Annotated in this window: 19 protein-coding genes; 10 read left to right on the top strand and 9 right to left on the bottom strand. The window is 57.8% G+C overall.

Translation table 11 applies throughout. From position 1 onward, the window contains the following. Window positions 1-572: 572 nt before the first annotated feature. Window positions 573-1,508: a S66 peptidase family protein gene (locus tag KQP88_RS08050; RefSeq protein WP_216705336.1), complete on the bottom strand. Its 936-nt coding sequence runs from the start codon at window positions 1,506-1,508 to the stop codon at window positions 573-575. Between the two features lie 196 nt (window positions 1,509-1,704). Here KQP88_RS08050 and KQP88_RS08045 point away from each other — a divergent pair, with 196 nt between their 5' ends. Beyond that, window positions 1,705-2,709 carry an NADP-dependent oxidoreductase gene (locus tag KQP88_RS08045; RefSeq protein ID WP_216705335.1) on the top strand — a complete coding sequence of 335 codons (1,005 nt, stop codon included), beginning with the start codon at window positions 1,705-1,707 and terminating at the stop codon, window positions 2,707-2,709. 48 nt (window positions 2,710-2,757) lie between these two features. On the opposite strand, the gene pyrF is transcribed toward KQP88_RS08045, so the two are convergent. Further along, window positions 2,758-3,456, bottom strand: a complete 699-nt coding sequence (gene pyrF / locus KQP88_RS08040) for an orotidine-5'-phosphate decarboxylase (protein WP_200994097.1) — start codon at window positions 3,454-3,456, stop codon at window positions 2,758-2,760. A 290-nt stretch (window positions 3,457-3,746) separates the two neighbouring features. Here pyrF and eat point away from each other — a divergent pair, with 290 nt between their 5' ends. Both eat and KQP88_RS08030 read left to right on the top strand, forming a co-directional pair. Next, window positions 3,747-5,111, top strand: a complete 1,365-nt coding sequence (eat, locus tag KQP88_RS08035; protein WP_198724746.1) for an ethanolamine permease — start codon at window positions 3,747-3,749, stop codon at window positions 5,109-5,111. A 112-nt stretch (window positions 5,112-5,223) separates the two neighbouring features. Next, window positions 5,224-5,391 carry a DUF2897 family protein gene (locus tag KQP88_RS08030; RefSeq protein ID WP_038399776.1) on the top strand — a complete coding sequence of 56 codons (168 nt, stop codon included), beginning with the start codon at window positions 5,224-5,226 and terminating at the stop codon, window positions 5,389-5,391. 3 nt (window positions 5,392-5,394) lie between these two features. Here the strand turns inward: KQP88_RS08030 and KQP88_RS08025 are convergent, their stop codons facing one another. Next, window positions 5,395-6,246, bottom strand: a complete 852-nt coding sequence (locus KQP88_RS08025) for a substrate-binding periplasmic protein (protein WP_216705334.1) — start codon at window positions 6,244-6,246, stop codon at window positions 5,395-5,397. A 252-nt stretch (window positions 6,247-6,498) separates the two neighbouring features. On the opposite strand from KQP88_RS08025, the gene KQP88_RS08020 reads away from it, so the two are divergent. Next, complete coding sequence (locus KQP88_RS08020) at window positions 6,499-7,041, top strand: exonuclease domain-containing protein (RefSeq protein ID WP_216705333.1); 543 nt, start codon at window positions 6,499-6,501, stop codon at window positions 7,039-7,041. A gap of 83 nt (window positions 7,042-7,124) precedes the next feature. Next, the gene (ppnP, locus tag KQP88_RS08015; protein ID WP_200994101.1) at window positions 7,125-7,406 is read left to right on the top strand and encodes a pyrimidine/purine nucleoside phosphorylase; all 282 of its coding nucleotides are present in this window, start codon (window positions 7,125-7,127) and stop codon (window positions 7,404-7,406) included. Window positions 7,407-7,449: 43 nt separating this feature from the next. On the opposite strand, the gene KQP88_RS08010 is transcribed toward ppnP, so the two are convergent. Continuing rightward, window positions 7,450-9,228 (bottom strand): ABC transporter transmembrane domain-containing protein, encoded by a 1,779-nt coding sequence (locus KQP88_RS08010; RefSeq protein WP_216705332.1) that lies wholly within the window; start codon window positions 9,226-9,228, stop codon window positions 7,450-7,452. A gap of 199 nt (window positions 9,229-9,427) precedes the next feature. Between KQP88_RS08010 and KQP88_RS08005 the strand changes: the two genes are divergently transcribed. Next, window positions 9,428-9,604: a PA1571 family protein gene (locus tag KQP88_RS08005; RefSeq protein ID WP_038399774.1), complete on the top strand. Its 177-nt coding sequence runs from the start codon at window positions 9,428-9,430 to the stop codon at window positions 9,602-9,604. Window positions 9,605-9,670: 66 nt separating this feature from the next. On the opposite strand, the gene pdxB is transcribed toward KQP88_RS08005, so the two are convergent. The 3 genes from pdxB to rlmM form a co-directional block, all read right to left on the bottom strand. Beyond that, window positions 9,671-10,810 (bottom strand): 4-phosphoerythronate dehydrogenase PdxB, encoded by a 1,140-nt coding sequence (pdxB, locus tag KQP88_RS08000; protein WP_216705331.1) that lies wholly within the window; start codon window positions 10,808-10,810, stop codon window positions 9,671-9,673. A gap of 65 nt (window positions 10,811-10,875) precedes the next feature. Further along, the gene (gene tusA / locus KQP88_RS07995; RefSeq protein ID WP_198724755.1) at window positions 10,876-11,130 is read right to left on the bottom strand and encodes a sulfurtransferase TusA; all 255 of its coding nucleotides are present in this window, start codon (window positions 11,128-11,130) and stop codon (window positions 10,876-10,878) included. Between the two features lie 54 nt (window positions 11,131-11,184). Continuing rightward, window positions 11,185-12,267, bottom strand: coding sequence for a 23S rRNA (cytidine(2498)-2'-O)-methyltransferase RlmM (gene rlmM / locus KQP88_RS07990; RefSeq protein ID WP_200994104.1), 1,083 nt, complete (start codon window positions 12,265-12,267; stop codon window positions 11,185-11,187). A gap of 148 nt (window positions 12,268-12,415) precedes the next feature. Here rlmM and acnA point away from each other — a divergent pair, with 148 nt between their 5' ends. From acnA to KQP88_RS07975, 3 genes are all read left to right on the top strand, one after another. Then, complete coding sequence (acnA, locus tag KQP88_RS07985; RefSeq protein ID WP_216705330.1) at window positions 12,416-15,160, top strand: aconitate hydratase AcnA; 2,745 nt, start codon at window positions 12,416-12,418, stop codon at window positions 15,158-15,160. A gap of 70 nt (window positions 15,161-15,230) precedes the next feature. After that, window positions 15,231-16,019, top strand: coding sequence for a CPBP family intramembrane glutamic endopeptidase (locus KQP88_RS07980; protein ID WP_216705329.1), 789 nt, complete (start codon window positions 15,231-15,233; stop codon window positions 16,017-16,019). 108 nt (window positions 16,020-16,127) lie between these two features. Then, window positions 16,128-17,693: a methyl-accepting chemotaxis protein gene (locus KQP88_RS07975; protein WP_025259336.1), complete on the top strand. Its 1,566-nt coding sequence runs from the start codon at window positions 16,128-16,130 to the stop codon at window positions 17,691-17,693. A 77-nt stretch (window positions 17,694-17,770) separates the two neighbouring features. Here KQP88_RS07975 and KQP88_RS07970 read toward each other — a convergent pair whose 3' ends face one another. Continuing rightward, entirely contained in the window at window positions 17,771-18,331 is a 561-nt protein-coding gene (locus KQP88_RS07970; RefSeq protein WP_216705328.1) for a hypothetical protein, read from the bottom strand. Window positions 18,332-18,891: 560 nt separating this feature from the next. Between KQP88_RS07970 and KQP88_RS07965 the strand changes: the two genes are divergently transcribed. Beyond that, on the top strand, window positions 18,892-19,359 hold the full coding sequence (locus KQP88_RS07965; protein ID WP_236249922.1) for a hypothetical protein: 468 nt from the start codon (window positions 18,892-18,894) through the stop codon (window positions 19,357-19,359). 49 nt (window positions 19,360-19,408) lie between these two features. Here KQP88_RS07965 and KQP88_RS07960 read toward each other — a convergent pair whose 3' ends face one another. After that, window positions 19,409-21,313, bottom strand: a complete 1,905-nt coding sequence (locus KQP88_RS07960; protein ID WP_407681828.1) for an autotransporter outer membrane beta-barrel domain-containing protein — start codon at window positions 21,311-21,313, stop codon at window positions 19,409-19,411. Window positions 21,314-21,492 lie beyond the last annotated feature (179 nt).

The following is a 21,492-nucleotide window of genomic DNA, read 5'->3' as shown; positions in this document are numbered from 1 at the left end:
GCACCCAGCGCCTGCTGAACCTGAGACAGCATGGCTGCGCTGGCTGGCGACTGCTCCTGCAGCGATTGCGCGAGGGTGTTCAAGTCATCGATTCTGGCGTGAATCTGCTCGACGACCTTGGGGTCGCTGTGCAACGCATATTCCTGCTCAAGCAGACGTACACGGAGCAAGCCGCTGTTAAGGGAGGACATCTGCTTCAGGCCATCGAAATGCAGACTGATGTTCTTCAGCGACCAGACACCAATGGCTGCCACCAGAGCCGTCAACAGCAGCACCAAGGTAAAACCAAAGCCCAGCTTCTTCGCCATACCGAGATTGGCGAAGCGTCTTTGTATGGCCAAGATCATAGCGTTCAATCCCCGTCCGAATCATTCGCCTTGAATGATCCACTCACGAGGGCCATTCAATATCCATGCACATTCGCAACGGGTCGAATCAAGCGCAAGCCTGTGGCTCAGCAATAATGGCAAAGAGCTACGCAGACGTCGCTTTCAGAATGGTCGCCCCGGCCACAGGCGGCCAAATCCTCCGCCTGCGGGGGGAAGCGCGGTGCAATGAAGGGGATTCGTGCTTCAGGAACGGGCAGCAGCGGATACCAGCAAGGTCCCGGCATCCGCGTCGAGAATCGCCTCGGTTCCCAGAGGAACGGCCTGATTGACGTCCCCATGCCCCACCGGTAAACCGCCCAGGACCGGAATCCCCAGATTGCCCAGTCGCTCCTGCAACACATGGGCCGGGCTGATCGAACCTGCGGCATGGGCAGGCACACTGAAGTCGCCCGCCGCGATGCCCGCCAGACGCTGCAGAATGCCGCAATTGCCCAGGTGAGTCAGCAGACGATCGACACGATAGGCCGCTTCGCCGACGTCCTCGATCAGCAGGATGGCGCCTGTCAGGTCGGGCATGTAAGGCGTACCGATGCAGGTGCTGAGCATACTCAGATTGCCGCCAAGCAATAAGCCCTTGGCACTGCCCCGCGTGCGCACGCTGCCGGTCGCAGCAGCGGGGTCGGCCTTGAGCAGCACCGGCTCGGCGCTCATCAACACGTGACGCATGCTGCTGGTGAACAGGCCGCCACGCTCCAGTTGCGTCGCCACCGGGCCGTGGATGGTTGCCAGACCCGCATGCGTCCACAGCGCGCCATGCAGGGCCGTGATGTCGGAAAAGCCCGTGACCAGCTTCGGGTCGCGTCGAACGGATTCGTAATCGAGTTGCCCAAGAATGCGCTGGGTGCCGTAACCGCCACGGTTGCAGATCACTGCACGGATTTGCGGATCGGCCAGTGCGCTGTTCAGATCCGCAAGGCGATCTTCGTCAGTACCGGCATAAAAGGAATGTTTGCCCAATGCATGCGGATAAACCCGCGGCTTCAATCCCCAGCCCTCCAGCACCTGCACCGCGGCCTCGATCTTCGAGGCAACCACCGGCCCGGCAGGCGACACCAGGGCAACAGCGTCACCTGAACGCAGCGGTCGGGGATAAAGGGTTGGCAGATTCGTGGCAGACATTGCGGCAATCCAGACTTTCAATGAACCGGCAATGTAGAGCACTGATGCAGGTGACTCAAGTCACAAACACCTTTGGTAACGGCTGGCCAGAGGCATCATCCGGCTGGATGGAACCGCATTCGCTGCGTGACCGTTGCTTGCCTGAACGCGCATCAACAGCTTCAATCAGCCTTCTCACTCAAATCGAGGACCTGTCATGACCACCCTTTCCAATCGCCAGTTTCTGCTCGCCAAACGACCTGTTGGCCAACCCGGCAGAGAGAACTTCACGTATCAGGAAGTACCGGTCGCAGAAGTGGCAGACGGACAGATTCTGGTACGCAACCAGTACCTCTCCCTCGACCCGGCCATGCGTGGCTGGATGAACGAGGGCAAATCCTACATTCCGCCGGTTGAGCTGGGCCATGTGATGCGCGCTCTGGGCGTGGGTGAAGTGATCGAATCGAAGAACCCGCAGTTCGCGGCAGGCGATTACGTGCAAGGCTCGCTGGGTGTGCAGGATTACTTCGTCGGCGAGCCCCGAGGTTTCTACAAGGTTGACCCGCAACTCGCGCCGCTGCCCCGCTATCTTTCAGCACTGGGCATGACCGGCATGACCGCCTACTTCGCACTGCTGGATGTCGGCGCGCCGAAAAGCGGCGATACCGTGGTGATTTCCGGTGCTGCCGGCGCGGTAGGCAGCGTGGCCGGGCAAATCGCCAAGCTCAAGGGTTGCCGAGTCATCGGCATCGCTGGCGGCCAGGAAAAGTGCCGTTCGCTGACCGAAGAGCTGGGTTTCGATGGTGTTATCGACTACAAGAGCGAAGACGTCCTTGCCGGCCTGAAACGCGAGTGCCCCAAAGGCGTTGACGTGTATTTCGATAACGTCGGCGGCGACATTCTGGATGCCGTGCTCAGCCGTCTGGCACCGCGAGCCCGTGTAGTGATCTGCGGTGCCATCAGCCAGTACAACAACACGTCACCGATCAAAGGCCCGAGCAACTATTTGTCGCTGCTGGTCAACCGTGCGCGCATGGAAGGCTTTGTGGTGCTGGACTACGCTTCGCGCTTCGCCGAAGCCGGTCAGGAAATGGCGGGCTGGATTGCCGAAGGCAAGCTCAAGAGCCGCGAAGATGTGGTTGATGGACTGGAAACCTTCCCGGAAACCCTGCTCAAGCTCTTCAGTGGCGAGAACTTCGGCAAGCTGGTGCTGAAGGTCTGATGACAGGAGCGAATTCATTCGCGAATGAATTCGCTCCTGCCGGGTGTATCAGGCCAGTTCGGCAACCACAGCCGCCAGGGCCTGGGCCGGATCGGCAGCCTGGCTGATCGGGCGGCCGATCACCAGATAATCGGAACCGGCGTCCAGTGCCTGGCGCGGCGTCAGGATGCGACGTTGATCGTCCTGTGCGCTGCCTGCCGGACGAATGCCTGGAGTGACCAGTTGCAGGGACGGGTGAGCGGCCTTCAGCGCCTGAGCTTCCAAAGCCGAACACACCAAGCCATCCATGCCGGCTTTTTCAGCCAGGGCTGCCAGACGCAACACTTGTACTTGTGGGTCGATATCCAGACCAATGCCCGCCAGATCTTCACGTTCCATGCTGGTCAGCACGGTCACGCCGATCAACAGCGGTTGAGGACCGCTGCGCTTTTCAAGCACTTCACGGCAGGCCGACATCATGCGCAGACCGCCGGAGCAATGCACGTTCACCATCCAGACGCCCATTTCCGCTGCCGCCTTGACGGCCATGGCAGTGGTGTTGGGGATGTCGTGAAACTTGAGGTCCAGGAACACTTCGAAGCCCTTGTTGCGCAGGGTCTCGACGATATCCGAAGCACAACTGGTGAACAGCTCCTTGCCGACCTTCACCCGGCACAGTTTTGGATCGAGCTGGTCAGCCAGCCGCAAGGCGGCGTCACGGGTCGGAAAATCCAGGGCGACGATGACAGGAGTCTGGCAGGCGGACATGAGCGTGTTCTCAGGTAAGTCGAAATCGGCGCGCATTGTAGCCGAACCTGCTGGCGGACGGGACCTGGACTTTAAAAAAGCCAATACGCACTTGCAGCGCTCACCTTCATGGCCGGGCGCACCAAACCTGAGCCCATGAAACCACCTGAAACCGGAGACGTTCTGCAAACGACCCCATTTGAAGCAATACGACGACGATTCATGCACTGGCACGGAGCCTGCAAACGAAAACATAAAAAGAGCAAGCAAAAAGATATTTCAACGCTTTTCGAAGCATCAGGGAGAAACACATGAGTCAACAACTCAAGCCAACGCTGGGCACGCTGCACCTGTGGGGGATCGCGGTCGGGCTGGTGATTTCAGGCGAATACTTCGGCTGGAGCTACGGCTGGGGCGTAGCCGGAACCCTCGGTTTTCTGGTCACGGCCTTGATGGTCGCAACGATGTACACCTGTTTCATCTTCAGCTTTACCGAGCTGACAACCGCCATTCCCCACGCGGGCGGTCCATTTGCCTATAGCCGCCGCGCATTCGGCGAGAAAGGCGGCCTGATCGCCGGCATGGCGACGCTGATCGAATTCGTCTTTGCGCCCCCGGCCATTGCCCTGGCAATCGGTGCCTACCTGAACGTGCAATACCCTGAGCTGGACCCCAAGCATGCGGCGGTCGGAGCCTATATCGTGTTCATGACCCTCAATATTCTGGGCGTGAAGCTGGCAGCAACCTTCGAGCTGGTTGTCTGTGTACTGGCCGTGGCCGAGCTGCTGGTATTCATGGGCGTTGTGGCGCCGGCTTTCAGCTTCAGCAACTTCGCATTGCATGGCTGGGCAGGTTCCAGCACCTTTGGCCCGGGTGCGATTGCCGGTATGTTCGCCGCGATTCCATTCGCCATCTGGTTCTTCCTGGCCATTGAAGGTGCAGCCATGGCCGCCGAAGAAGCCAAGGACCCGAAACGGACCATTCCCAAAGCCTACGTCAGCGGCATTCTGACGCTGGTAGTGCTGGCCATCGGCGTCATGCTGTTTGCAGGCGGCGTGGGCGACTGGCGCACCCTGTCCAACATCAACGACCCGCTGCCACAGGCCATGAAGGCTGTAGTCGGCGATAACTCAGGCTGGCTGCACATGCTGGTCTGGATCGGCCTGTTTGGTCTGGTTGCCAGCTTCCACGGGATCATTCTGGGCTACTCGCGCCAGTTCTTCGCCCTGGCGCGTGCCGGTTACCTGCCTGCTTCGCTGGCCAAGCTCTCGCGCTTCCAGACCCCGCACCGGGCAATCATCGCCGGTGGGCTGATCGGCATTGCTGCCATCTACAGTGACGGCCTGATCAATCTGAGCGGCATGACCCTGACCGCGGCCATGATCACCATGGCCGTATTTGGCGCAATCGTGATGTACATCATGAGCATGCTCAGCCTGTTCAAGCTGCGCAAGACCGAACCCTTGCTGGAGCGTAGCTTCCGGGCGCCGGGCTACCCGATCGTTCCGGGCATCGCCCTGACCCTGGCCGTGGTATGCCTGCTGGCAATGGCCTGGTTCAATCCGCTGATCGGCTTCATCTTCCTCTGCTTCATGGCCGTGGGTTTCATCTACTTCAGCCTGACCGCCCAGTCGCGTGCCAACGCGCCTGCCGACGCCATGCTGACCGGCTCGTAAACAAAAGGCCGCGTGAAACCATGACGGGTCTCACGCGGCCTTGCCAGAGCGCATACACTTGAACCATTGAGCAGCCTCTTGCTCAAACCGGTATGACTACAAGGAGAGTGCTATGCCCTGGTATGCCTGGTTGATTCTGATCGTTGCAATTGGCTCTATCGTAGGTGGCTTGATGTTACTGCGCGACACGGCGCAAAAGCTGCCTCTGACTGAAGAGCAGCTCAAGCGTATTCATGAACGCAATGCCGAGATGGATGCCAAGGAAGCCAAGGATCGATGACCCCTACCTTCCGACCTTCTTGCTCACTGTAGTGTCCGCGGATGCAGTTGAGTAAGGAGGCACGGCAAGGACCTTGATGTGCAGGGGCTCGAAGATTTTTGCGAACTCCCCGTTATCCCGCAATTGCTGCAACAACTGATCAAACTTCGTAGCGCTGATGCTGCCGCCCGGTCGCAACAGTGCATATTGCCGATAAAGCTGATCGATCCGGTCGGAGACCAGAAACTGTTCGGCCTCGCTTGGGTTATGTGCCATGAAGTCCACCAGATAGGAACGCGTTACCGGCGCAATATCCACACGCCCGCGTATCACCATCAATAGATTGCTGTCATGGGAATAGGTCGAGGTGGCATTGAAGTTTTCGCTCAGATACTTCTGGTCTGCATTGAAGTTGGCGAATCCATAGTGATAACCGCTGAACAGGGCCAGACGCTTGTCCGAAAGATCATCGAAGTAACTCTGCTGACGCCCCTCGACCCGACGGGCCACAAAGACTTCGGCATCCTCAAGCCCCATGTCCACCTTGTCATAGGCGACATGTTTCCAGCCCCAGTCAGGGTTTTCAAAAATGGCGATATCGAAACGGCCCTGGGCAAAGTCACGGAAGCGACGCTGCACGGAAGTCGGCACCACCACGAACTCATAGTCCCGCTGACTGGCATTCAAGGCCTCGATAAGCTTGGGCAGAAGCCCGGTATCGTTGCCTCTTTCAGGGCGAATCATATAGGGCGGAAAATGCACGGCCGCCACTTGCACGACCTGAGCGGCCTGGACCTGCCAACTCACCAGGAGCGAGACGATCAGCATCGCTCCCTTACGCAACAACACATCGGTTATTACTGCGCGCGTCTTCATGAAAAGGTATCGATTAAAAACGCCACACGCTATGCGCTTTCAGCAGTTTAAACAACTCCCAAATCCATGAATCGGAATAAGTCGCACATAACCTGAAAAGTCCAAGGGCGAATGCGACAAAAGACAAGGCACCCCTGAAGTATTCAACGGTCGATTGAAGTATCGGCAACAGCGCAGTAAAACCTTATCGAGCATAGCCAGATGAATATGGCTACTCTGGACTCACTAAAACTGTTGGATGGGAGCTTCATAATGCCGCATTGGCTGGTGATCGACCTGGAGGCTACCACCGAAGAAGGCGGATGGCCGGTCGCAGAAATGGAAATCATCGAGATCGGTGCAACGCTGGTGAATCAGGATGGGCGCGAGCTGGACCACTTCGAACGCTTCGTACGCCCCGCGCGCCGCCCCTTGCTGACGCACTTCTGTCGGGAACTGACCCATATCAGCCAGAGCAATATCGACAGCGCGGCATCCCTGAGCAATGTATGGCCCCAGTTCGAGCGCTGGTTGAGCCATCATCAGGCACGCATTGTCGGCTGGGCCAGTTGGGGAGATTACGACCGCAGGCAACTGGAGGAACAGTGGCGCGAGCATCGACTGGAAAGTGCCCTGAACGAGCTGCCTTATGTAAACCTCAAACAGCGCTTCGCCGAGGCCCGTCAATTACAGCGCGCCCCCGGGCTCAACAGTGCGCTGCAACTGGCGGGCATGCAGTTCAGCGGCCAGCAGCATCGGGCACTGGTTGATGCCCGCAATACTGCCAGACTGTTACCGTTGATTCTTCCCAATTGAATATCAGTATTGCCAAGTGACGATGCTGGATACCTTGGGCATACTATTCGACCCTTTTCAGCCCTTTTATCAAGGAATCTCCCATGTTCAAGGTCAATGAGTACTTCGACGGCACTGTCAAATCCATCGCGTTCAGTCAGACGGAAGGCCAGGCCACCATTGGCGTCATGGCAGCGGGCGAATATGAATTCGGTACAGCGCAACGTGAAATCATGCACGTGATTTCCGGCGAACTGATCGTCAAGCTGCCGGACAGTACTGAATGGGAAACCTTCAGCAGCGGCAGCCAGTTCAATGTACCGGCCAACAGCAAGTTTCAGCTGAAGGTGAGCGTGGACACTGCTTACCTGTGCGAATACCGCTGATTGAAGCCTGGGCTGCGTGCCAGACACGCAGCCTGCCAAAGACTCAAACCGGCTCCTCCATCTGCACATTGAACTGAAGCGCCGCCAGACGCGCGTACAGCGAATTGCTGGCTATCAGTTGCCGATGAGTTCCTACCGCCACCAGACGCCCCTGATCAATCACCGCAATACGGTCGGCATTCTGTACCGTGGCCAGTCGGTGCGCGATCACCAGCGTGGTACGGCCTTTCATCAGGCTTGGCAGAGCCTGCTGGATCAGGTGCTCACTTTGCGCATCCAGCGCGCTGGTGGCTTCGTCCAGCAGCAGAATTGGCGCATCGACCAGCAATGCCCGGGCAATGGCCAGACGCTGTCTCTGCCCGCCGGACAACCCGAGGCCGCCATCCCCCAGATGAGTCTGGTAACCGTCAGCCATCTGCATGATGAATTCATGGGCGTGGGCAATACGTGCAGCGGCCTCGACCTGTTCGATAGTCGCGTGCGAGTTGCCATAACGAATGTTGTCTTCGACGCTGCCAAAGAACAGGGCAGGCGTCTGTGAGACAAGGGCAAAGTTGCGACGCAGATCGTGAGGGTCAAGCTGCAGGATGGGCACGCCTTCAATCAGAATGTTTCCCTGCTGTGGATCGTAGAAGCGCAGCAGCAGATCGAACAGCGTTGACTTGCCGGCCCCGGATGGACCAACCAGCGCAATGGTTTCACCGGCAGCGATGCTCAGGGTCAAGTCATCGATTGCCTTGTGATCCAGTCGGGACGGGTAGGCGAAACTCACGTTCTCCAGCTCCAGACGGCCACTGACCCTGGGCGGCAGGCCAAGAAGGCCGCTGGCTGGCGGTGTGATTTCGCTGCGGACCTGAAGCAGTTCGCTGATACGTTCAGCCGCCCCCACACCGCGCTGCAATTCGCCGATCACCTCGCTCAACGAACCAAAGGAGGTGCCGACCAGAAGCGCATAGAACACAAAAGCCGATAGCTCGCCGCTGGTGATGGTGCCTTTGATCACGTCCATCCCGCCGACCCACAGGATCACGCCGACAGCACCCAGCACCAGGGAAATCACCACGGTAATCAGCCAGGACCGCTGCAGAATATATTTACGGGCGGTGCCAAAGGCCTTTTCGACCGTTTGGGAAAAGTGCGCCTTGTCATGCTCCTGATGGTTATAGGCCTGAACCGTCTTGATCTGCCTGAGCGCCTCGGCGACATAGCTGCCCACGTCGGCCACACGATCCTGGGTTTCCCGGGACAGGCGACGCACCCGGCGACCGAATACCAGGATCGGCACGATCACCAGCGGCAAGGTCAGCACCACAATACTGGTCAGCTTGGGATTGGTGATGAACAAGAGAATGATCCCGCCAATCACCATCAGCGCACTGCGCAGGAATATCGACAGGGAAGAGCCCACCACCGATTGCAGCAAGGTGGTATCAGCTGTAAGCCGCGACTGGATTTCCGAGCTGCGGTTATTTTCGTAGAACGCCGGATGCAGATTGATCAGGTGCTCGAATACGCGATTGCGCAAATCCGCCACCACCCGCTCACCGATCCACGACACCAGGTAAAAACGGGTAAACGTGCCGATGGACAGGCCGACTGTCACCAACAGGAAAAAACCGATCGATCGCTCGAGCTGCTCGGCAGAACCGGTCATGAACCCATGATCCACGATCATCTTGATGCCCTGCCCCATGAACAGCATGAGGCCTGCCGTAATGACCAGAGCCAGCAGTGCCCCCAGAGCATGCCAACGATAGGGAGAGATAAAACTCAGGGCCAGACGAATGGCAGGTCTTTGAGCGATGGAAAACACCGAAGGCATAATCATGAACCTGTGTCTGAAGCAATAAAACCGGCGTTATGACACCTCACCGGTTTTCTAGAAGGGATCGTTCTAAGCAAAAACTGGCAGTTTTATATCATTTCTGTTGCACTGGGGCTCAGCTTGCGACTGGAACTGTCACTGCACGGTCATCAAACGCGGGTAGTTTAGTGATAACACCTGATCAAGGAGAAAGACTATGAACGCGCAAGAAGGAAGCAATCAAGTCCAGGTCGTACGAGCCACCCCCAACCTTTCAGTAGGGGGCGCAGTGCTCGACAAGGACGGGCGTGAAATCGTCATTACCGAAGAAATGGTTCAGGCAGCCTGCCAGGAATGCGAAAAGTCCTGGGTCACGCCTGAAAAACAGAACTGAGCATCACCCCTTTTTGAGAACCCGACCTCCGTGTCGGGTTTTTTCTGCCGGTTATTCGCCGATTGCTCAGACCAGCGACGCACCCAGCGCCAGAACCATCTGCCTCAACACCTCTGACTCCCCTTCCAGTCGCACCTTCAACCCTTCGATTTCCCGACGTGGCGGGTAATGCTTGCGCAGGGCATCAAAGGCCAGACGCTGACTGGCCGTGTCGTTCACCAGGCTGCGACGAAAATCCGCATCGTCGCGGCGCGGATCATAAACGCCCCTGCACAGCATATTCAGCGCCCAGACCGGATCGGTTTGCCCGTCCAGACTGACTTGCGCCAGCCAGGGACGCGGCAGCAGGTCGTCCAGCAGAATGGTTGCCGGCTGATCGAGAAAGTTACACAGCGCCTGATAGATCTGCGCGGTTCCGCGCTGCCTGCCATCGAGGCTGTAGCCTGCGATGTGCGGCGTGCCGATCACACACAAGTCCGCCAGCGGCACATTGACCTGAGGCTCGCCTTCCCAGACATCGAGTACCGCCTGCAGGTCTTCGCGTTCCAGCAGGACGTCATGCAGCGCGAGGTTATCGATCACCGCACCACGGCTGGCATTGATAAGCCAGGCGCCTTGCCTGAGCTGACGCAGACGCGACTCGTCGAGCAGATGCCAGGTGGGGTGCTCGCCGCTTCTGGTCAAAGGCGTGTGCAGGCTGATGACATCGCAACGGGCAACGATCTCGTCAAGGCTGACGTACTCGCCGCCCTCTTCGGCCCTCGGCGGATCGCAGACCAGCACATTCCAGCCCAGCGCCTTGAGCACCTTGATCAGGCGGCCACCCACCTGACCGGCGCCGACCACGCCATAGGTTCGCTGCCTGAGGTCTGCGCCTTCGATTTCAGCCAGGGTCAGCAGGCTGCCCAGCACGTAGTCCACGACGCCTCGGGCATTGCAGCCCGGCGCACTGGACCACTGGATGCCCGCTTGCTGGAAATACTCCAGATCCAGATGATCCGTGCCAATGGTGCAGGTCCCGACAAAGCGCACCGCACTGCCTTCGAGCATCCCGCGGTCGACGTTGGTCACCGAACGCACCAGCAGGATATCGGCATCGGCAACCGCCGCCCGATCAATGGAGCGACCCGGCAAGCGACGTATCTCGCCGAAATGGGCAAAAAAGGCATCGAGCAGCGGGATATTTTCGTCAGCGACAATGCGCATGAAAGAGTCTCTGTTAACCGAAGGGGGAACGATCCATCGTCATGCGGGCGGCAGGAGAGCCTGCCTCAATCCTGTTTCTTGCGGATCCAGTAGAGAAAAGTCCCGCCATCAGCCTGCTGCTCGACCAGCTCATGGCCGAGAAACACACAGAATTTGGGAATGTCGCGCCGGGTCGAAGGGTCTGTGGCAATCACCTTGAGCAGGCCACCGGCATGCAGGTCGCGAACCTTCTGATGCAGCATCATCACAGGTTCCGGGCAATTGAGCCCGCTGGCATCCAGGGTTGCATCAACGGGCTGGTTTTCGATGGGTTCAGACATGGGGCACTCCAGAAACTGGCGGCAATTGTCGCTCAATTCACTCAATCAGGCCAATCAGCCCTTGCGCGGTCGGCTTGCCTTGGCAACGTCCAGCCTGCGCAGGTGACAGGTCACTTCCTCGCGGTCGTGATAGAGCTGCTTGCAGCCAATCGAAACCCTCACACCACGCGCCTGAAAACCTTCCTCGATACGATCCAGCAGGCGGCGCACCTCAGCGTAGCGCTGTTTCATGGGCAGCTTGAGGTTGACCACCGCCTCACGACACAAGCCCTCCCCCAGCCAGGTTTCCAGCAAGGCAGCGTTGCGGGCCGGTTTCTCGACAATGTCGCAAACCATCCAGTCCACTGTCTGCCGGGGCTTGTAGGTGAAGCCGTCAGCCATCAAATGCTGCACCAGACCGGTTTCCATGAGGCTTTCAGCCATTGGGCCGTTATCGATGGCCGTGACCAGCATGCCGCGACGTACCAGTTGATACGTCCAGCCACCCGGCGCCGCACCCAGGTCGACGCCCGTCATGTCGCTGGACAGGCGCTCATCCCACTCCTGGCGTGGAATGAAGTGATGCCAGGCCTCTTCGAGTTTCAAGGTCGAACGGCTCGGCGCTTCCCGTGGAAACTTCAGGCGCGGAATACCCATGGGCCACATCGCCGAGTTATCAGCCTCGGCCAGCCCCAGAAACACTTCGCGGCCACTCTTGAACGTCAGCAGCAGACGCGGCTTGCGCGGATCGTCCACCAGTTTGCCTGCCTGAGTCAGGGCCTTGCGCAGCGGAGCCTCGAATTTCTTGCAGAAGTTCGACAGTTCCTTGCCATCGTTGGTGTCTACCACCTCCAGCCACACACTGCCGCAGACCGGAAAACTCGCCATGTGAGCCAGAATCACGCTGATGCGGTCGGTTTCAGGCAAATCGAGAAAAACTCCCCGAGCCCATTGCCGCGGGAAGATCAACCGGTCAAAACGCTGACCGCTCATCAGACGCTGGGCACCGTCTTCTTCGGTGCAGATGAACTCGGCACATGCCGTATCGGGCTTGGCCTTGGCATAACCGGCCACATTCAGGCGCGCAGCATGCTCGGATATCTCCGAACAGACCTCGCTTTCGAAACCCGGTCGGCAATGCATAAACAGCGTATTCATGGTGACTCCCGGCCCCGCAGACTTGAAAGCCGCGCATGATAGCCCAATCAGGAACCACTGGCGCAGCTCGACAGTCCACAGAATGCCGAAGCTCCCGACCTGTTGCATGGAGCCAATACTGCTTGCATAACTCTAAAAGGAGTCATTCATGCCCTCCCTGGATAGCCTGAAAAGCCTGAAAACACTCGAAATCGACAACCAGACCTACCATTACTTCAGCCTGCCGGAAGCCGCGAAATCATTAGGCGACCTGGACAGACTGCCCATGTCGCTCAAGGTGCTGCTGGAAAACCTGTTGCGCTGGGAAGACGACAAGACCGTCACCGGTGACGACCTCAAGGCACTTGCCGCCTGGCTGAGCGAACGCCGCTCGGACCGCGAGATTCAATACCGCCCTGCCAGGGTTCTGATGCAGGACTTTACCGGCGTGCCCGCCGTGGTGGATCTGGCAGCAATGCGCGCCGCCGTGGCCAAGGCCGGTGGCGACCCGCAGCGGATCAATCCGTTGTCACCGGTGGACCTGGTCATCGATCACTCGGTCATGGTGGACCGATTTGGCGATCCCGATGCCTTTGGCGACAACGTCGAGATCGAAATGCAACGCAATGGTGAGCGCTATGCCTTCCTGCGCTGGGGCCAGAGCGCCTTCGACAACTTCAGCGTGGTCCCACCGGGCACCGGCATCTGTCATCAGGTGAATCTGGAATACCTGGGCCGCACGGTCTGGACCAAAGAAGAAGATGGCCGCACCTACGCCTTCCCCGACACCCTGGTGGGCACCGATTCCCACACCACCATGATCAACGGCCTGGGCGTACTGGGCTGGGGCGTGGGCGGGATCGAAGCCGAAGCGGCCATGCTCGGCCAGCCGGTGTCGATGCTGATCCCGGAAGTGATCGGCTTCAAGCTGACTGGCAAGCTGAAGGAAGGCATCACCGCGACAGACCTGGTGCTGACTGTCACCCAGATGCTGCGCAAGAAAGGCGTGGTCGGCAAGTTCGTCGAGTTCTATGGCGACGGGCTGGCGGATCTGCCGCTGGCCGACCGGGCGACCATTGCCAATATGGCCCCCGAATATGGCGCAACCTGCGGCTTCTTCCCGGTGGACGATGTGACCCTGGATTACCTGCGCCTTTCCGGCCGTCCGGATACCACGGTGAAACTGGTGGAAGCCTATTGCAAGGCCCAGGGCCTTTGGCGACTGCCGGGCAAGGAACCGGTGTTCACCGACAGCCTGGAACTGGACATGGGCACTGTACAGGCCAGTCTGGCCGGACCGAAACGTCCACAGGATCGAGTCGATCTGCCCACCGTCCCACAGGCCTTCGATGACTTTCTCGGCCTGCAGGTCAAGCCTGCCCGCACTGAAGAAGGTCGCCTGGAAAGCGAAGGCGGTGGTGGCGTAGCCGTGGGCAATGCCGGACAGGTCAGTGGTGAGGCCGAGTATGAGCACGATGGCCAGACTCACCGGCTGAAAAATGGCGCAGTGGTCATCGCCGCCATTACCTCCTGCACCAACACCTCCAACCCCAGCGTGATGATGGCTGCCGGGCTGGTGGCGAAAAAGGCCGTGGAAAAAGGCCTGAAGCGCAAGCCATGGGTGAAAAGCTCTCTGGCCCCCGGCTCCAAGGTGGTCACCGACTACTACAAGGCTGCGGGCCTGACCCAATACCTGGACGCGCTGGGCTTCGACCTGGTGGGCTATGGCTGCACCACGTGCATCGGCAACTCCGGGCCGCTGCTGGCTCCCATCGAAAACGCCATCCAGAACGCGGACCTCACCGTGGCCTCGGTATTGTCCGGCAACCGTAATTTCGAGGGCCGGGTTCACCCGTTGGTAAAGACCAACTGGCTGGCATCGCCACCTCTGGTCGTGGCCTATGCCCTGGCGGGTACAGTGCGTATCGATATCAGTAGCGAATCCCTGGGTGAAGGCTCGGACGGCAAACCGGTCTACCTGCGTGATATCTGGCCCAGCCAGCAGGAAATCGCCGAAGCCGTGCAAAGCGTCAATACCGGCATGTTCCACAAGGAATACGCCGAGGTCTTCGCCGGTGACGAGCAATGGCAGGCCATCGAAGTCCCGCAGGCAGCCACTTATGTCTGGCAGCAGGACTCGACCTATATCCAGCATCCACCGTTCTTTGCCGACATCGCAGGTCCCTTGCCGGTGATCGAGGATATTCAGGACGCGCGGATTCTGGCACTGCTGGGGGACTCGGTAACCACCGACCATATTTCCCCGGCAGGCAATATCAAGACTGACAGCCCGGCAGGACGCTACCTGCGTGATCAGGGTGTAGAGCCCAAGGACTTCAACTCCTACGGATCACGCCGTGGCAATCATGAAGTGATGATGCGCGGCACCTTCGCCAATATCCGCATTCGCAACGAAATGCTGGGCGGCGAGGAAGGCGGCAATACCCTGCATGTGCCCAGCGGCGAAAAACTGGCTATCTATGACGCCGCCATGCGCTATCAGGCAGAAGGCACGCCACTGGTGATCATTGCGGGCCAGGAATACGGTACCGGCTCAAGCCGCGACTGGGCCGCCAAGGGCACCAACCTGCTGGGCGTAAAAGCAGTCATCGCCGAAAGTTTCGAGCGGATCCATCGCTCCAATCTGGTCGGGATGCGTGTCTTGCCCCTGCAGTTCAAGAATGGCCAGAACCGTAAATCCCTGAACCTGACCGGCAAGGAAACACTGGAAGTCAGCGGGCTGACCGGTGCCGAGGTGCGGCCTGGCATGAGCCTGACGCTCAAGATCACCCGTGAAGACGGCAGCAAGGAAGATCTGGAGGTACTGTGCCGGATCGACACGCTCAACGAAGTGGAGTACTTCAAATCAGGAGGGATTCTGCATTATGTGTTGAGGCAGTTGATTGCGTCGTAACTACATAATTAACACCTGTCAGGCGGCAAGAGCATCTTAGAATCTCCACTTTTACGCTTGGAGATTCCCCATGACACCAACGCATCGGGTGTTTTTCAGCCTGCTTGGTCTCGGTTATGTCATTGCGTTGCTCTACGGCCAATTGCAGTGGCCGGCTGCCCTGGCAGTCGGCCTTCTGCTGATCGCAGGGCTGTTGGTCAGGCAAAGACACGGGATGCCCCGCGGGCTGGGGCATGCAGCCTTCATTGTCACGGGCCTTGCTCTGGCCGCTCATCTGCTGCCCGGCTTCAATAGCGCAAAAGTGTTCGACGCGGTTCGCTTCAGCCCTGAAGCTGTGCCCTTCTCCATGTCCCTGAATCTGGATAAACCGCTGATTGGCTTCTGGGTGCTCCTGTTCTGCCCATGGATCCTGACATCAGTGGCTACTGCCCGCTCGTTGAAAGTGGCAGCCCTGAGCCTGATCACTACCACTGTGCTGTGCATGACAGTGGCCGCTGCACTTGGCGTCACCGGCTGGTCTGTAAAATGGCCGGAGCACGGCACCCTCTGGTTACTCAACAATCTATTGCTGGTGACAATCACCGAAGAGTTGTTCTTCCGTGCCTATCTGCAAGGCGCACTGCAACAAATCTTTAACAAAACATGGCTGGGCAGCACGCTTGCCATCGGTATCGCTGCCATACTGTTCGGGCTCGCCCATTTCGGCTCGGGATGGCAATGGGTATTGCTCGCGAGTCTGGCCGGTGTGGGTTATGGCATTGCCTATCGTTTTGGTGGCCTGCAAGCCGCCGTCATCAGCCACTTCGGCTTGAACCTGATTCATTTCGGGCTGTTCACTTACCCGATGCTGGATCGATAAGCATTGATAGATGACAATGATTCTCTACTGATTCACCTGCAAAGCTCAATTTACAGACTCGTTTGCCGATAACTCTCCGAAGCCTATTGGATCGAAGGACCGAAAGCCATGCGTAACAACCAGCCAGTCACTCAACGTGAACGGACATTCCCTGCTGAACAGCGGTTGATTTCCACCACCGATACCAAAGGTGTGATCACCTACTGCAACGAGATCTTCCAGGAAGTCTCGGGGTTCAGTCACGACGAGCTGATCAAGGCGCCGCATAATCTGGTTCGCCACCCGGATGTCCCCTCCGCCGTTTTCGAGCACATGTGGACCACCCTGAAAAGTGGCCAGCCGTGGATGGGCATCGTCAAGAACCGCTGCAAGAATGGCGATCATTACTGGGTCAACGCCTATGTGACGCCGATGTTCGAGAACAGGCAGGTGGTGGGTTTCGAGTCGGTGCGTGTCAAACCGACCGCCGAACAGATCAAGCGCGCCGAAGCGCTGTACGCACGTATCAACAAGGGCAAGTCGGCCATTCCGGGTCGCGACAAATGGCTGCCGGTGCTGCAGGACTGGCTGCCATTCATCCTGGTCAGCCAGCTGAGTTTCATGATTGGTGCCTGGCTCAACTCCCACTGGGGCTTCATTCTCGCCGCTGCGTTGTCGGTGCCGCTGGGCCTGCTGGGCCTGACCTGGCAGCAGCGGGGCATCAAACGCCTGTTGCGTCTGGCCGAGCAGACCACTTCGGACCCGCTGATCGCGCAGATGTACACCGACAGCCGAGGCCCGCAAGCGCGCCTGGAAATGTCGATCCTCAGCCAGGAAGCGCGGATGAAGACCTGCCTGACTCGCCTGCAGGACACCGCCGAACACCTGAACACCCAGGCACGCAAATCCAACTCGTTGGCCAATGCCAGCTCTTCGGGGCTTGAGCGTCAACGGGTCGAGACCGAACAAGTGGCAACCGCCATCAACCAGATGGCTACCACCACCCAGCAAGTCGCCAGCCACGTCCAGCGCGCGGCCGATGCCAGCCAGCAGGCCAACCAGTTGACCCGTCGTGGCCGGGATATCGCTGGCGAAACCCGCGAGGCGATTCAGCGTCTGTCCACTTCCGTGGGCGAAACCGGCCTGACCGTCACCCAACTGGCCAAGGACAGCGATGAAATCGGTGGCGTGGTCGACGTGATCAAAGGCATCGCAGACCAGACCAACCTGCTGGCCCTCAACGCTGCCATCGAGGCTGCACGCGCCGGGGAAATGGGTCGTGGCTTTGCCGTGGTTGCCGATGAAGTGCGTCAACTGGCACAGCGCACCACGGAGTCCACCGGGCAGATCCATGGCCTGATCGCCAAGCTGCAACAGACGGCCAACAATGCGGTGCAGACCATGAACTCCGGCCACCGTCAGGCCGAGGAAGGTGTTGCGCGGGTGCTGGAAGCAGACGAGGCATTGGTAGGCATCAGCGAAGCGGTCGCCAACATCACCGAGATGGCCACCCAGATCGCCACCGCCACCGAGCAGCAAAGCTCGGTCGCCGAAGAGATCAGCCGCAACATCTCCACCATTGCCGAACTGGCCGACCAGACCTCCGATGAGGCCCATCGCTCGGCAGTGCTCAGCTCCGAGCTGACCGATACGGCCAACTCGCAATACTCGCTGGTTGAGCGCTTCAATCGTTAAGCCTGCACGACAACAGAAAAGCCCCGGTCAATGCTGATTGACCGGGGCTTTTTTACGGGACTCGAAACAACGCAGCTTTATTTGACCTTGCGGGAGAGGTCATCCAGGGAGCGCTTCACATTACTCAACTCACGCTCCTGATCGCTGACCTCACGCTTGAGGCTGGACAGCTCACTTGCACTGGAGCTGCTGCTGGAGCCCGAACTGCGCTTCAAGTCATTCACCTGCCCTTCAAACTTTTCGATGCTGCGGCTCTGCTCATCGACCTTGCGTTTGAGGCTGGCGATTTCGCTATCGCTGGAACTGCTACTTGAAACAGAGGACTTGTTATCACGCTTGAGTTCTTCAATGAGTTTGGCCTGACCCTCGATAATCTTTTTCAAACTCTCCAGCTCCCTGGTATTACTCTCCGTGTTTTTCTTTACTTCCTGAATATCACCCACTGTGATATTTGCATTACGCAATGCAGTTCCCCTGCCGTAATCGTTAAAGCTGGTAACGATTTTATCGTAACTATCGGCATTGGAAGAATGGATCTCAAGCGCCGCATTGGCATTTGAAAATGCCAGGCCGGAAATCAATAAGGCAAGGACACGAACACGTGAAAAAGTGCGGGGGATATTGAACAGGGCAGCCATGATCCTGATTCCATGCGAGATGCCGAAGTGGCACATTGATATGATACGATTTTCTGTAAATAGTTCGCTGGCCGCACCACTATTTTTTCGTCCTCACAGACACGACCGGCGTCCTGCACCCCATGAGCCTGAGCGCCTGAAGCCGCAACAGCCTTGCTGCCAGCCCTGAAAAGCAACATTCATTAGAGTATTGATACGACGAACATGAATTCATTTGAATTTATCGCCAAAAAGTTTTTTAGCGTGACTTTTCTGATAGCGATGTACGTATCTTCCACGCGCATTAAAAACATTCCTAATTAATCACTTTTTCCCAGATTGCAACCCGAAACCATTTCAAAAAGCTTCATACGCTTTAGTGCAACGACCTGCTTCCATGACACGTACACAGGGCTTCCAGGCCGTCCTGAAATTTTATTTGTTACACCACATCATTAAATACACTGCCCACGCGGACAATCGCCCCGTCATTTGACCAAATCACACACTGTATTTTTAATGGCTTCACACCACGCTATAACGCACCCCAAAACATCCAACTATTAATACAGGCACTTGAAATGGACAAAACAATCCAGGACGGCCCACTGCCGCCTGCCAATAAAACAACATCACTCGCGGGGCAACCCGATATATCGCCAAGCCTTGAGGCACCGATAGTGCCCGGCATCAATCCCGATGCGATTACCTGTGAACAGATTCATGCAGGCATATCCGTTCACATCCCCTACTCGCCCCTGATGCAGCGTGAAGACCTCATCGTCTTCCACTGGGGCCTGCATCAATCCTCAACGCCACTGCTTCATCCTTTGGGTAGCAGCACGGTCGTGCGTATCCTGTGCATTACCTACAACCTGATTCCCCACCCCCAATACGGCCCCGTGGATATTTATTATGAAATACACCGCGCTGGCCATTTGATCGGCACCTCGCCTGTCCTGCGCGTGATGGTCAACAAGCATGCGCCGCTCACGTCCAGACAGCGCCGCCGCAAACGCAGCATGAAACGTCGTCACCCGGGCAAATGAAAAAAGCCCCCGGTGATCGCTCACCGGGGGCTCGATTGACGGGAAAACCTCAAAACGCGAGGCGCAAACCTACATTGGCTCCCCACGGCTGCTCGACACGCTTGCCCTTCATGTAATCGAAATCAGCGTGCAGTTGCAGCCGCTCTGACAACGAAACGGAAACACCCGCCCCCAGCTCGGCTCGTGAGCCGAACAGGTTGTTATCGAAGCGCGAGTCGTTGACCTTGACGTCATTGCTGCGGGAAAACTCCTGAGCCACCGCAACACGCAAGTAAGGCTGCAGCACGCCGCCATCCTTGAGCGCGATGTTACGCCCCACAGAACTGCCGACCTTGCCCAGAATCGACTGAGTATCGCTGTTCTTCGCTTGCAAGCCGTTGTCCATGCGGTACCGATCGCCCTGAATGACAACACTGGCCAGTTGGGCAAAAGGCTCCAGGAAGTAATCATCGGCCAGCGCGATATGCCGCCCGAACTCCACCGATGCACCGACTCCCGTATTGGTGTAATCCCCCTTGGCCTTGCTGGCATCACTCATGGCGACATCGGACTTGTTACGGAAGCTGTTGAACTTGAGTACACCGTCCAGGTAGTACCCGTCATCCAGCAGCCAGGTGCCATAAGCGCCGACATAGTAGCTACTGACCTTGCCCGTGGTGCCACGATCAAGATCCAGGTCGGAGGTGCTGTAACCGCCCATGACACCCAGCAATAACTGACCATGGCCGACCTCGATCGGCGCATCCGCCCCCAGCGACAGCCCCTGATGCTTGTGCCGGTACTCGACACCATCACTGGTGGTAGCATTGAAGCGATTGCCATAGGCCCGCATCCATCCGCCTCCCTGACCGCTGGCACGCACTTCGCCCATGCGGCTGCGCAAGGTCGACAGCTCGCTCATCCAGATGACCGGCGCAGCATTGAACAGCGCCAGAGCGGCACTGGTTGATGGGCTGATGGTTTTGTCATTGCCGACAATAAACCAGTCATTGCCCTGCTGCTCCAGCAGATAGGAGTAGGTCCCAAGGTCGACCCGACCGCCGATCAGGCTGAACTGCGCATTGCCACCTTCGGTATGCACGACCTTCAAGGGCTCCATATCGGGAGATACCACCTCGACTCCGGTATTCTGAACCCGCAACCCGAACTCGCCATTGGCCTGTCCGTTCACATTGAGCAGATCCCCAACACCGTTGTCCAGATCGACTCGCATGCCAAAAGAGCCCTTCCCCGACAGCTCGCCCAGCGACAAGGTATGAAACCCGTCCTCACCAAAACTCACATGACCACCGTCCATGCTCAGCGACTGGATCGAGTTGTCGCCAACCATTTGCCAATGAGCGCCAGAATCAACAGCCAGGCTATTGCCATTGATGATGTCGCCGGTGAGCTGGGCGTAATTTTGCAAGGTGACGTTCAGGGTGCTGGTGTCATCGGCAATCAGATTGCCGGCAAGGTTGCTGTTGTCGACCTTGAAATTTGCCGTACTGCGGTCTGCTACCTCCAGCAGGTTACCGTTGCCGGAAAGCAGGGTTGAGCCATTCTGGACAGCTATATCGACGATCGCACCAAACTGATCCGACTTGTCGATCCTGATCGCTGCGCCATTGATGCCTTCAATGATCGAGTGATCAATCACGGCAGTGCTGGTGACACCGGCATTGTCATTACCGGGGATAAACACCCCCTCAATGATCCTGATGCCATTTCTATCACCGCGGATATGGCTTGCTCCCGTAATGACCGCATCGCCTCCTGACAAGAGCAGTCCTTCCCCATACCTGCCATCGGCCGAAAGCGCGCCATAGACCTTGGTATTACTCATTTCAAGTCGACTTAACTGGCTTAGACCTATGCCAAAGCCGAAACCGGATATATCACTGTCACTCATCGAGGCCCATGTTCCGGGTTTGGCAGTACCCGTCGAGATTCCAAGCAATATGCCATTACCCATACTCCTTACCGTCGCATGCTCCAGAATGACCCGGCTGTCATAGACATCAATGCCAGCATTCGGAGTCTCGTTATTCACAGTCCCGTTATTGATGAACAACGTTGAATGCGCGCTAGTAACATGGTTTGTCATACCGCCCTGCACAATATTCAACGTTGCACCATTGCTCAAAGAATAAG

It is taken from the genome of Pseudomonas lijiangensis (assembly GCF_018968705.1).
In the GTDB taxonomy this organism is placed as follows: Bacteria; Pseudomonadota; Gammaproteobacteria; order Pseudomonadales; family Pseudomonadaceae; genus Aquipseudomonas; species Aquipseudomonas lijiangensis.
This window is presented reverse-complemented; position numbering and strand designations above follow the sequence as displayed.